At 38.9% G+C, this 12,758-nt stretch carries 13 protein-coding genes; 9 read left to right on the forward strand and 4 right to left on the reverse strand.

The features are described 5' to 3' along the window. Position 1: 1 nt before the first annotated feature. The 4 genes from ACYQ0E_RS04825 to queE form a co-directional block, all read right to left on the reverse strand. Positions 2–799, reverse strand: coding sequence for a metal ABC transporter ATP-binding protein (locus tag ACYQ0E_RS04825; protein ID WP_460187112.1), 798 nt, complete (start codon positions 797–799; stop codon positions 2–4). A gap of 229 nt (positions 800–1,028) precedes the next feature. Continuing rightward, on the reverse strand, positions 1,029–1,940 hold the full coding sequence (locus ACYQ0E_RS04830) for a metal ABC transporter solute-binding protein, Zn/Mn family (protein WP_460187113.1): 912 nt from the start codon (positions 1,938–1,940) through the stop codon (positions 1,029–1,031). A gap of 250 nt (positions 1,941–2,190) precedes the next feature. After that, entirely contained in the window at positions 2,191–3,426 is a 1,236-nt protein-coding gene (gene rlmD / locus ACYQ0E_RS04835) for a 23S rRNA (uracil(1939)-C(5))-methyltransferase RlmD (RefSeq protein WP_460187114.1), read from the reverse strand. Between the two features lie 168 nt (positions 3,427–3,594). Further along, the gene (gene queE / locus ACYQ0E_RS04840; protein WP_460187115.1) at positions 3,595–4,239 is read right to left on the reverse strand and encodes a 7-carboxy-7-deazaguanine synthase; all 645 of its coding nucleotides are present in this window, start codon (positions 4,237–4,239) and stop codon (positions 3,595–3,597) included. A 119-nt stretch (positions 4,240–4,358) separates the two neighbouring features. Between queE and leuC the strand changes: the two genes are divergently transcribed. The 9 genes from leuC (at position 4,359) to trpB (ending at position 12,757) form a co-directional block, all read left to right on the forward strand. Next, on the forward strand, positions 4,359–5,774 hold the full coding sequence (gene leuC, locus ACYQ0E_RS04845) for a 3-isopropylmalate dehydratase large subunit (protein WP_460187116.1): 1,416 nt from the start codon (positions 4,359–4,361) through the stop codon (positions 5,772–5,774). A 22-nt stretch (positions 5,775–5,796) separates the two neighbouring features. Next, complete coding sequence (gene leuD, locus ACYQ0E_RS04850) at positions 5,797–6,438, forward strand: 3-isopropylmalate dehydratase small subunit (RefSeq protein WP_460187117.1); 642 nt, start codon at positions 5,797–5,799, stop codon at positions 6,436–6,438. 80 nt (positions 6,439–6,518) lie between these two features. Further along, positions 6,519–7,592: a 3-isopropylmalate dehydrogenase gene (gene leuB / locus ACYQ0E_RS04855; protein WP_460187118.1), complete on the forward strand. Its 1,074-nt coding sequence runs from the start codon at positions 6,519–6,521 to the stop codon at positions 7,590–7,592. A 24-nt stretch (positions 7,593–7,616) separates the two neighbouring features. Then, positions 7,617–8,594, forward strand: a complete 978-nt coding sequence (locus ACYQ0E_RS04860) for a M23 family metallopeptidase (RefSeq protein WP_460187119.1) — start codon at positions 7,617–7,619, stop codon at positions 8,592–8,594. Then, positions 8,495–8,986 (forward strand): bactofilin family protein, encoded by a 492-nt coding sequence (locus ACYQ0E_RS04865; RefSeq protein WP_460187120.1) that lies wholly within the window; start codon positions 8,495–8,497, stop codon positions 8,984–8,986. The genes ACYQ0E_RS04860 and ACYQ0E_RS04865 overlap by 100 nt, the downstream gene beginning before the upstream one ends. Positions 8,987–9,076: 90 nt before the next feature. Continuing rightward, positions 9,077–10,099, forward strand: coding sequence for an aspartate-semialdehyde dehydrogenase (locus tag ACYQ0E_RS04870; RefSeq protein WP_460187121.1), 1,023 nt, complete (start codon positions 9,077–9,079; stop codon positions 10,097–10,099). 3 nt (positions 10,100–10,102) lie between these two features. Next, on the forward strand, positions 10,103–10,888 hold the full coding sequence (truA, locus tag ACYQ0E_RS04875; RefSeq protein ID WP_460187122.1) for a tRNA pseudouridine(38-40) synthase TruA: 786 nt from the start codon (positions 10,103–10,105) through the stop codon (positions 10,886–10,888). A 37-nt stretch (positions 10,889–10,925) separates the two neighbouring features. Continuing rightward, positions 10,926–11,555 carry a phosphoribosylanthranilate isomerase gene (locus tag ACYQ0E_RS04880; protein ID WP_460187123.1) on the forward strand — a complete coding sequence of 210 codons (630 nt, stop codon included), beginning with the start codon at positions 10,926–10,928 and terminating at the stop codon, positions 11,553–11,555. After that, entirely contained in the window at positions 11,552–12,757 is a 1,206-nt protein-coding gene (gene trpB, locus ACYQ0E_RS04885; protein ID WP_460187124.1) for a tryptophan synthase subunit beta, read from the forward strand. The genes ACYQ0E_RS04880 and trpB overlap by 4 nt, the downstream gene beginning before the upstream one ends. Position 12,758 lies beyond the last annotated feature (1 nt).

Below are 12,758 nucleotides of genomic sequence, written 5' to 3' on the forward strand. Positions count from 1 at the left end.
GTTAATCCGTATCGTGGGCTTGGTTAAGTTTGGTGCGGTACATTTCTTCCGTTAAGTCATTAAGTAGAGATAAACGACCCCCGTAGGTTTTGTTTAGGTTTTCTTTAGTTAACACCTCTTCAACAGGGCCGGCTGCGACTAAACGCGCATTAATAAAAATAATCCAGTCAAAATATTCCCCCACGGTATTGAGATCATGATGGACACATACAATCGTTTTACCTTGAGATTTTAGGTTTTTAAAAAGTTCAATAATGGCTTTTTCAGTAGATACGTCTACTCCAGCAAAAGGCTCATCCATTAAGTATAAGGTGGCTTGCTGGGCGAGCGCACGTGCTAAAAATACACGCTGTTGCTGGCCGCCCGAAAGCTGACTGATTTGACGGTCTCTAAAGTCCCACATTTGTAAGTCTTTTAAGGCTTGTTCGGCAATTTCTATGTCAATTTTGCTGGGGCGTTGCCACACTTTTAAGTGGCCTTGCCTGCCCATTAAAACCACATCCATTAAGTTAATGGGAAAGTCCCAATCAATCTCTTCTCGTTGCGGAACATAGGCGGTAGATAAACGTTTTTGTTTTAATGGTTCACCAAAGAAACTCACTTGGCCTTCAATAATCGGTTCTAGTCCCATAATGCCTTTTAGCAATGACGATTTACCTGCACCATTTGGGCCAACAATGGCAATGGTTTTACCTGCCGGAATACTAAAACTCACGTCAGTTAACACTGGTTTATGATGATAACGCATGCTTAGGTTTTCAACCGTAAGAGGGGATATATTGTTGTTTTGGTTTGTCATATTTTTTGGGTTTTGAGTTTTAAAGTGAGTTTTTGAGTAAATTGTATTTTAATGGATAGAAATAATATTTAACCACGAAGACACGAAAGCACGAAGAATTATAAAATTTAACATTTATTTGTTGGGCGAATAAGCAGGCTAATTACCATGTGTTACACCATTTTAAGCCTTATTAAATCTTCGTGTCTTCGTGGTTGATTCTTTGTAATGCTAGCTAAATATAAATCTCTTAGTTTTTTAAGGCGTTAACAATGGTTTCTACATTATGTTTAACCATACCAAAATAATCACCCGTTGCAGAGTTTTCTGGACCCATGGCATCGGAATACAGTTCACCACCAATTTTAAGTTGATGACCTTCCGCTTTAACGCCAGCAACAAGTGATTCAATAAAACGTGGTGAAACACTGGTTTCTACAAACACGGCTTTAACTTCATTTTGAACAATCACATCTTTTAGGCTTTTAATGTCTTGTAAGCCAAATTCTGCGGCGGTACTAATGCCTTGTAATCCCATTACTTTAATACCATAGGCTTTACCAAAATAACCAAAAGCGTCATGTGCTGTAATTAAAATTCGCTGTTTTTCAGGAATACTCTTAACTTCAGCAGCTACCCAGTTATTTAGGCTATCCATTTTGGCAAAATAATTATCGGCTTGTGTTTGATAATAGTTTTTGTGGGCAGGGTCTTCAAGTTGCAGAACTTCTAAAACACGCTGACCAGCTTGGTGCCATAAATTCACATCAAACCAAATATGTGGATCAGGGTGTTTGCCGTGTTCAAGTAAATCACTAATGGCTATTTTTTCGGCCACCGCAAAAACGGCTTTTTTACGAGCTAATTTATTAAACACATCTTGCATTTTGCCTTCTAGGTGTAGGCCGTTATAAAAAATAATATCAGCCTTGGTTAACCTACGAAGATCTCCTTGAGTGGCTTTGTATAGGTGAGGGTCAACGCCTGTACCCATTAGAGCGGTTACGTCAACATATTGGCCACCAATGTTTTTAGCTAAATCGGCAATCATGCCCGTGGTGGTGACCACATTAAATTTAGTTTGTGCTTGAGTATTTAAGCTAGTTGTTAGTAAGCCTACGCTTAAAAAAAGAAGTAGTGAAAGGTGTTTAAAAGTGCTCATGCTTATTTATTGCCTAGTATGTTGTTGTTTTAATTTGGTGTTTTAATATTCTGGTTTTGATGATTTTAAACATTAGTTTAATCTAAATAAAAACTTAGTCAAGGCTAATAAATTAATTGGTTTGTCTGTGTTTTCTAAAAGAGGGGTGGCTTTACAGATTTACCAGGCCTGGTAAAACTGTAATTAAAGTCGAAAACTGTTTTACGTTACGTTACGTTAAGTTAAGTTTTAACGTTTATTACGCGTTAAATTAAATTTTGAAAATACCACGTGGTTTTTTCTTTGGTTTTTTGGCTAATTTAAGTTGCACCATTACTTCGGTATGTACGGTATGTGGAAACATATCAATTAAGCCCACTTTGTGCAGTTGGTAACCCTGTTTTTCAAGTTCTTTAATATCTCTTATTAAGGTGGCCGCATTGCAAGAAACATAAACAATGATATCTGCTTTAACTAAATGTAGGTTTTTACTGATTTCAAATGCACCTTGTCTGCCTGGGTCTAGTAATACTCGGTTGTATTTTTTTTGTCTAAACCAGGGCGATTTAACACACTCGTCAAATAAGTCAGCTTTATAAAATTCGGTATTTTCAATGTGATTGGTTAGTGCATTTTGTTGTGCAGTTTGCGTCAGTTCAAGTAAACCTTCTACTCCCGTAACGCTTTTTGCTTTTTGAGCAATAGGCAAGGTGAAATTGCCCACACCACAAAACAAATCAAGTACTGTATGGTTTTTATCTAACTCTAACCAGTCGATTGCTTGATTGACCATTCGTTGGTTTTGTTGTGCATTTACTTGCACAAAACCATCAGCAGGAAAATGAATTTCTAAGTCGTTAAGTTGGTATTTTGGTGTTAAGTCGTTCGTTTTATCTGTCGCACTATTGGTCATAAAAACGCCGTTATCGGCTTCTACAAAAGTTATTTCTTTATAGGCACGGCTTGCTTGTTCCAGTAATTTTGGGCGATTTTCTTGTAAGGTTTTATTTAAATTTGGCGTTAAGATTGGGCATTGTTCAATATCAACCAACTCATTAGTGGCTTCTATTCTAAAACCTAAACGGGCTATTTTGTCTTGCTTGCTAATCGATAAACCAAAACGTGCACGGCGACGATAACCTGTGTCATTACCAATTAATGGTTCAGCAATACGAATTTTTTTAGCGTTTACGGCTTGAGTTAAACGGGTAATAAAATTCTCCGTTTTCCAATGGCGTTGTGTATCAATATTGACATGTTGTAACTGGCAACCGCCACACTCATTATAAAGTGGGCAAAACGGGGTGGTTCTGTCTTTAGATGGGCTTTCAATATTAATAATACTGGCTTCATCAAACTTATCTTGCTGTTTGGTAATGCGTAAACTCACAATATCACCAGGTACGGCATGAGCCACAAAAGTTGTTTTGCCATCTATGCGAGCAACCCCTCGGCCGTCGTGGCTTAAGCTTTCGATTTGTATTTGATTGTGCGATTGGTTTTGCATTTGATGCCTTTTAGGTGTTTGTAGATGATTGGATATTTTAAGTGTTTAAGTGTTTAAGTTTTATCAATCTGCTCTAGGTTTAAAAATTATGATCGCCCCAGGTTTTACCAGGCCTGGTAAAACCTGTAGTTGATAAAATTTATCTTAGCTTTAAATGGCTTTAAGCAGTTAATCAATCCCTAAAAACTTATGTGTTTGTAAGCTTAATTTCCATTTTGGATTAGCTAAACAATAAGCCACAGCTTGTTTAATATTGTTTTGGGTTATTTTTGGATCTTGGTCGTCCATAGGTTGTAGGTAAAAATAGTCAAAATCTAAATCAACAACTTTTTCGGGCAATAAATCAGGTTGTGGAAATACCAATTTGAGTTCGTGGCCAGAATCTAAAATAATGGGCGCATTGGCCTTTGGGCTCATGCAAATCCAATCTATATTGTCTGGGGCTGCTTTAGTGCCATTGGTTTCAACCGCAATTTCAAAATTATGTTGATGTAGTTGTTGTATTAACGATTCATCCACTTGCAATAAAGGTTCTCCGCCCGTTAACACCACAAATGGATGTTGTGTGCTATTAGCAGGCCAAAATTGCAATAAGTGTTGGCAAAGTGCTTCGGCATCACTAAATTTACCGCCGTTTTGACCGTCAGTACCTATAAAATCGGTATCGCAAAATTGGCAAATCGCCTCGGCTCTGTCGGCTTCACGGCCTGTCCAAAGGTTGCATTTACTCATTCTACAAAAAATAGCTGGTCGCCCACTATGAAACCCTTCTCCTTGCAGTGAGTAGAATACTTCTTTGACCGAATAGCTCATTTTTGTTTCCTTTTACCTTAAATTGATAATTTCTGTGGCTATTTTACTATGTCAGATAAGGGATGAAGTGATATAATTTCGCACTATTTTTTAATTTTACAACAGTAGGGTTTACAGCAATGTCAGCAAAGACTTTATACGATAAATTGTGGGATGCACATGTTGTGCGTCAGGAAGATGATGGAACGGCGTTAATTTATATTGATCGTCAGTTACTGCACGAAGTAACTTCACCGCAAGCGTTTGAAGGTCTGCGTTTGGCGAATCGTAAACCCTGGCGTGTAGAGACTAACTTGGCAACCTGCGATCATAATGTGCCAACAACCAAATTAACAGGTGGCGCAGAGACTATTAAAGACCCTGTTTCTCGTATTCAAGTGGTGACTTTGGGTATGAATGCACGCGAGTTTGGCATTACAGAGTTCGGAATGGGCGATATTCGTCAAGGTATTGTGCACGTTGTTGGGCCAGAAGAAGGCGCGACTTTGCCAGGTATGACCGTAGTGTGTGGTGATTCACATACCGCAACCCACGGTGCTTTAGGTGCCTTGGCACACGGAATTGGTACCTCAGAAGTTGAGCACGTTATGGCTACTCAGTGTTTGATTCAGAAAAAAATGAAAAATATGTTGATTAAGGTTGATGGCAAGCTTAGACCTGGTGTTACGCCAAAAGATGTGGTTTTAGCCATTATTGGTAAAATTGGAACAGCCGGTGGTAACGGTCATGCCATTGAGTTTGGTGGCCAAGTCTTCCGTGATATGTCGATTGAAGGCCGTATGACCGTTTGTAATATGGCGATTGAAGCGGGTGCGCGCGTTGGTCTTGTAGGAGTTGATGAAAAAACTGTTGAGTATGTTGAAGGACGTCCATATTCACCAACAGGTGATAACTGGGATGCCGCTGTTACGGCTTGGCTAGATTTAAAAACAGACGAAGGTGCGCATTTTGACAAGGTTGTTGAACTTGACGGTGCAACAATAGAACCTCAAGTATCTTGGGGAACATCACCAGAAATGGTGTTAGATGTAAATGGTACAGTACCTAATCCAGCGAATGAGAGTGACCCTGTTAAAGCAGGCGGTATTGAACGCGCTTTAAAATATATGGGTTTACAGGCTGATATGCCTATTAAAGATATTCCAGTAGATTACGTTTTTATTGGCTCATGTACAAACTCTCGTATTGAAGATTTTCGTGCCGCAGCACAAGTATTAAAAGGTAGAAAGGTTTCAGATAAAGTAGAACAAGCTTTAGTGGTGCCAGGTTCTGGTCTAGTGAAACAACAAGCGGAAGCGGAAGGGCTAGATAAAATCTTTATTGAAGCCGGTTTTGAATGGCGTAACCCTGGTTGCTCAATGTGTTTAGCAATGAATGCCGATAAACTACCAACAGGAAAACATTGCGCATCAACCTCTAACCGTAACTTTGAAGGTCGTCAAGGAGCTGGTGGACGTACTCACTTAGTAAGCCCAGAAATGGCAGCTGCTGCAGCGGTTGCTGGTCACTTTGTTGATGTTCGTGATTACCTTTAAGACACTGTAGCGGAGAAATATTATGGATAAATTTATACAAAAAACCGCCATTGTGGCGCCTATGGATCGTGCAAATGTAGATACAGATGCGATTATTCCAAAGCAGTTTTTAAAATCAATTAAACGCAGTGGTTTTGGTCCCAACCTATTTGATGAATGGCGTTATGAAGATGTAGGTGAGCCAGATTCAGATAATTCACAACGTCCATTACGAAAAGATTTTGTATTGAATCAGCCTCGTTATCAGGGTGCAAATATTTTATTAGCGCGCGAAAACTTTGGTTGTGGGTCAAGTCGTGAACACGCACCTTGGGCATTAAAAGATTACGGATTTGATGTAATTATTGCTCCAAGTTATGCCGATATCTTTTTTAACAATAGTTTTAAAAATGGTATTTTGCCGATTATTTTAGACGAATCTATTGTTGATGGCCTGTTTAATGAAGTGCATGCTCAAGAAGGTTATGCATTAACGGTCGACTTAGAAAACCAGCAAATTATTAAGCCAAACGGCGAAACCATTGCTTTTGAAGTAGATAGTTTTCGTAAGCATTGCTTAATGAACGGTTTGGATGATATTGGTTTGACATTGCAGTATCAAGACGACATTAAAGCCTATGAAGAGAAACGTAAAAAAACGGCACCGTGGTTATTTGCAGGTTAAAGGCTGAGTTAAGTTATAAAAAGCATTTTACCAGGCCTGGTAAAATGCCAAAAAATTGAAATTATTAAGAGTATTTAAAAATGACACAAGAAGTATTGATTTTACCTGGTGATGGTATTGGTCCTGAAATTACAGCAGAAGCAGTAAGAGTATTAGAAGCTTTAAAAGTATCGGATGGTTTAGATATAAATATGGCAGAAGATCTTGTAGGTGGTGCTGCCTATGATGTTCACGGCGTACCTTTGGCAGATGAAACAATGGCTAAAGCGCATGCGGCTGATGCCGTGCTTCTTGGCGCTGTAGGTGGTTATAAATGGGAATCGTTAGATATTTCAGTTCGCCCAGAAAAAGGTTTGTTACGTTTACGTTCAGAAATGGAATTGTTTGCTAATCTTCGTCCTGCATTTTTATATCCACAACTTGCTGATGCTTCTACACTTAAACCAGAAGTCGTTGCCGGTTTAGATATTTTGATTGTACGTGAGTTAACGGGTGGTATTTACTTTGGTCAACCTCGCGGAATTCGCACTTTAGAAAATGGTGAGCGCCAAGGTTTCAATACTTATGTGTATTCAGAATCAGAAATCAAGCGTATTACTCATGTTGCATTTCAAGCCGCAATGAAGCGAAATAAAAAATTGACTTCGGTAGATAAGGCTAACGTGTTAGAAGTGACCGAGCTTTGGCGTGAAATTGTTGATGACATTGCTAAAGAATATCCAGAAGTTGAAGTAAATCACATGTATGTGGATAACGCGGCAATGCAACTTGTGCTTAACCCTAAACAATTTGACGTGATGGTAACGGGCAATATGTTTGGTGATATTTTATCGGATGAAGCGTCTATGTTGACTGGCTCAATTGGAATGCTAGCTTCAGCCTCTTTAGATGCAAACAATAAAGGTATGTACGAACCAAGTCATGGTTCGGCTCCTGATATTGCAGGTAAAAACTTGGCAAATCCATTAGCCACGATTCTGTCTGCCGCTATGATGTTACGTTACTCTTTAGATCGCGAAGATTTAGCAATTAAAATTGAAACAGCCGTTGGTAAGGTATTAGACCAGGGAATAAGAACGGGTGATATCTATTCAGATGGTATGACACGTGTATCGTGTAGTGAAATGGGTGATGCCGTTTTAGCTGCTTTGTAAGCTAAAAAGAACTAAGCTTTAAAGATGAGAAACTATTTTACCGTAACGATTAGTGATGTACATGGATCGCGCCACTACTCATTTAAGTATTTTATTCGCAAATTTGCCTGGCTAATTCTATTAATATTTTTATTAATATGGAGTGTTGGTGCGGTTTCTTTATGGTGGCTAACATACCAAGCTGACCAAATGGAAAGGCATAATAAGCAAATGGTTGAGACTTATAATCAGGTTTTGTTAAAAACAAAAAGTGATTATGAACGTCTTCTAGGTGAAAAAAGTGATATTGAAAAAGATTTGGATAAGAAGAGTGCACAGGTCGATTTTTTAGACCAATCTTTACAAGATTTAGAGAGTTTAGTAGGTATTGATCCTGAAGAACCTGAAAAACTCCCTTATAAAGAGCGTGTAAAGTTAGTCCAGCTAAATACGTTAGGTAAAAATTTAATGTTAAATATGGTGCCGAGTGGGCATCCTGTTTCTAAGTACGAAGGGATAACAAGTCCCTTTGGTTATCGAACTCATCCCATTACTGGAAAACGCGAGTTTCATGGCGGGATAGACTTTAGAGGTCCAATTGGTGAGCCTGTGCTTGCAACGGCTGAAGGGGTTGTACAATATTCAGCGTATAGCGAAAAAAGTGGCTATGGTAATTTGGTTACTATTTTACATTCAAATGGATTTAGAACTCGTTACGGTCATTTAAGTCAGCGTTCAGTTAAAGAAGGTGACATTGTTCAAAAGGGTCAAAAAATAGGTGAAATTGGATCTACCGGTCGTTCAACAGGTCCACATTTACATTATGAAGTTTGGTTTTTGCATCATAGATTAAATCCATTACCTTTCGATAAATGGACAATTAAAAATTATGATGGAATTTTTACGAAGGTTAAAGGGGTACCATGGGCATCTTTAAGTCAAAACGTCAAAAAAGTCGTGCAGAAGGTGGAAAAACAATTATTGCCGAAAACTGTAAAATCAGCGGCGAAATCACTGAACTAAAAGGCTCTTTGCATATTGATGGCCGAGTAGACGGGGTTATTGATAGTGAATATGATGTGTCGGTTGGTACGTCTGGACACGTGGTAGGTTTAGTCAAAGCCAGAAGTATTGTTTTAAGCGGAGTGCTTGAAGGTAAAGTGGCTTGCGAAAAATTAGATATTTTAAAAACTGGTAAGTTAATTGGTGAGCTAATTAGTGGGGAACTTACGGTTGAAACCGGTGGTAAGTTTATTGGCCAAAGTCATGAGATGACAGAAGGCGGTATGGTGGTTAGCTTGCCTGAAACATTTGCACAACTTAATAATCCAACCAAACATCAAGATAAGAGTGGGCAAAAGTCAGTGGAATCAAAAATGATTGATGCTGAAGCGACAGAAAATTTGCAGGACTAAATTGCGATTGCCGAAAATTTAGATTAAATCAAAAATATTAAAAATTAAGTGTCACGTTAAGCTAAGTTCTTAACGTTTTAAGGAAAAGAAATGACAAAATTATATGACATTGCAGTAGTGGGTGCGACAGGTGCCGTTGGTGAAACAATTTTAAAAGTCTTAGAAGAACGTAATTTCCCAGTTGGAACCTTATATCCACTTGCAAGTAGCCGTTCAGCAGGTAAAAAAATTGAATTTAATGGCGCATGGATTAAAGTATTAGATTTAGAAACGTTTGATTTTTCACAAGCACAGATTGGTTTGTTTTCACCGGGTGCAAGCGTGTCTAAAATTTATGCTCCAAAAGCCGCTGAAGCAGGTTGTATTGTTATTGATAATACATCTGAATTTCGTTATGACGATGATATCCCTTTAGTTGTACCAGAGGTGAATCCAGGGGCGATTGCAGATTATAAAAACCGTGGAATTATTGCTAATCCAAATTGTTCAACCATTCAAATGCTAGTTGCCCTTAAGCCAATTTACGATGCAGTGGGTATAGACCGTATTAACGTTGCTACTTATCAAGCGGTTTCTGGTACAGGTAAAGAAGCGATTGAGGAATTAGCCAAACAAACTGCCAGTTTGCTTAATATGAAACCAGTAGAAACCAAGGTTTATCCAAAACAAATCGCATTTAACTGCATACCGCAAATTGATGTATTTATGGATAACGGCTACACCAAAGAAGAGATGAAAATGGTGTGGGAAACTAAAAAAATAATGGGTGATGAATCTATTTTAGTCAACCCTACAGCGGTAAGAGTACCTGTATTTTATGGTCATAGTGAAGCGGTTCACATAGAAACAAAAGAAAAAATCACGGCTGAACAAGCCAAAGCGTTGTTTGAAAAATCTGAAGGCATTGTTTTGATTGACAAGCATGAAGATGGTGGTTACCCAACCGCAGTAAGTGATGCGGCAAATACAAACCCCGTCTATATTGGTCGTGTACGTGAAGATATTACCATTCCAAATGGTTTAAATATTTGGGTGGTTGCAGATAATGTTCGAAAAGGTGCGGCCACAAATACCGTACAAATTGCCGAAGTTTTAATTAAAGATTACATTTAATTCGTGAATAAAGTTGCTCTTTGTGTTGAATATATCGGCACTAATTATTGTGGCTGGCAACGTCAGCTTGAATGTGATTCTGTACAAGCTCAAGTAGAAAAGGCGCTCAGTAGTATTGCCGTTCATGAAGTTGGAGTGCGTTGTGCAGGGCGTACCGATACAGGTGTACACGCTATTGGGCAAGTTATACACTTTGAGACACCTGTAACCAGGCCTAATAAAGCCTGGATACGCGGTGTAAATACTAAGTTGCCTGACGACATACGGATTCGCTGGGCGCAAGAAGTTGATGAAGATTTTAATGCCAGATTTTCAGCTATTGCGCGCCAGTATCGTTATGTGATTTATAATCGCAAAGTTAATTCGGCCATTTTAAATGGTCGAGTAACTTGGGATCCATATGATATTGATGTTGCCCTCATGAATGAGGCGGCGCAAAAATTACTAGGTGAGAACGATTACAGCTCTTTTAGAGCATCAGGTTGCCAAGCGAATCATGCCGTTCGTGAAGTTCAATCTATTAAAGTATCTCGTAAAGGGGATATGATATTTATTGATATTCAAGCGAATTCATTTTTACATCACATGGTCAGAAATATAGCGGGTACTTTGCTTGAAATAGGTAAAAAACATAAACCTGTTGAGTGGATTACCGAATTGCTTATCGCCAAAGATAGAAGACTTGCAGCACCGACAGCGCCGGCACATGGTTTGTATTTTGTAAATGCTATCTATCCAAATAAATTTAATATTCCCAGAGTCGCGGTAGATGAAGTATTGTGGCAGTAGATTTGCAGTATGAAAATAAAATCAAGAGCACAATAAAATGTCGATAAGAACCCGTGTTAAAATTTGTGGTATAAGGTCGTCCAAAGATGCAAAATTAGCCATAAATGCTGGTGCAGATGCGATAGGATTGGTTTTTTATGAGCCGAGTCCTCGATATGTTGAGATTGACCAGGCCTGTGAAATTGCGCAATCTATTCCTGCATTTGTGACAAAAACAGCTTTATTTGTAAATCCAAGTGAAGCATATGTTCGTAAGGTGTTAGATTCAGTTGCTATTGATTTGATTCAATTTCATGGTGATGAAACTGCGACGTTTTGTGAACAGTTTGGTAAACCTTATATTAAAGCGGTTCGAATGCAGGCAACAACGTCTTTGCCAGCTTTAGCACAAGAATTTAAAAAGTCGAGTGGATTATTGTTAGATGCTTATGTTGCTGGTACTCCTGGTGGCACTGGCGAGAAGTTTAATTGGGAATGGATTCCAAAGGAATTTGATTTACCAATCATTCTTGCAGGGGGATTAACCTCCAGTAATGTTAAACAAGCGATTAATGAAGCATCACCCTGGGCGGTTGATGTAAGTGGTGGTGTGGAAGCCTCAAAAGGTATTAAATCACCAGAAAAAATTAAGCATTTTATGCAACAAGTAATGAGTACAGTTGAATGACAGTAGATTTTTCGAAATTTCCAGATAAGCACGGACACTTTGGGCCTTATGGTGGTATTTTTGCGCCAGAGACTTTAATGGCTGCGCTAGAACAACTAAATCAGGAATATGAAAGTGTAAAAAATAGCCCTGAATTTTTAGATGAAATTGCTAATGATTTAAGAGATTATGTGGGGCGTCCCACTCCTCTTTATTATGCAGAGCGTTGGTCTAAAGAGTTAGGTGGTGCCAAAATCTATTTAAAACGAGAAGACTTAAATCATACGGGTGCTCATAAAGTAAACAATACCATTGGCCAGGCTTTGCTTGCTAAACGTCTTGGTAAAACTCGTATTATTGCAGAAACTGGCGCTGGCCAGCATGGTGTGGCAAGCGCAACTGTAGCAGCACGACTTGGTTTAGAGTGTGTCGTTTATATGGGGGCAGACGATGTAATTCGTCAAGCGCCTAACGTTATGCGTATGAAAATGCTAGGCGCAAAAGTCGTGGCGGTTGAATCAGGATCTCGTACTTTAAAAGATGCTTTAAATGAAGCGATGCGTGATTGGGTTACCAATGTTGACGATACCTTTTACATTATTGGAACGGTAGCAGGTCCTCATCCATATCCAGCAATGGTCAGAGATTTTCAGGCTGTTATTGGCCAAGAAGCTCGTGAACAGATTTTAGAAAAAGAAGGTAAGTTACCTGATGCATTAGTCGCTTGTGTAGGTGGTGGTTCTAATGCGATTGGTTTATTTCACAAATTTCTTGCTGACGAATTAGTTGAAATTTACGGTGTTGAACCTGCTGGACATGGTTTAGAAACAGGTGAGCATGCTGCGCCATTATGTAAAGGTACACCAGGCGTGTTGCACGGTAATCGCACCTATTTAATGCAAGATAAAAATGGCCAGATTTTAGGAACTCACTCAATTTCTGCAGGTTTAGATTACCCAGGTGTCGGGCCAGAACATGCATGGTTAAAAGATATTGGTCGAGTAAATTATGTGGCTATTGATGACGAAGAAGCTTTGCAAGGATTTAGAGACTTAACACGTTTTGAAGGGATTCTTCCGGCTTTAGAATCTAGCCATGCACTTGCTTATGTTACAAAACTTGCTCCAACAATGCGCAAAGATCAAACTATAATTATTAACCTCTCTGGCCGTGGTGACAAAGATATGAATACCATTGCACAAATTGAAGGTTATGAAGTTTAAA

This window comes from Thiomicrorhabdus hydrogeniphila, from assembly GCF_054656895.1.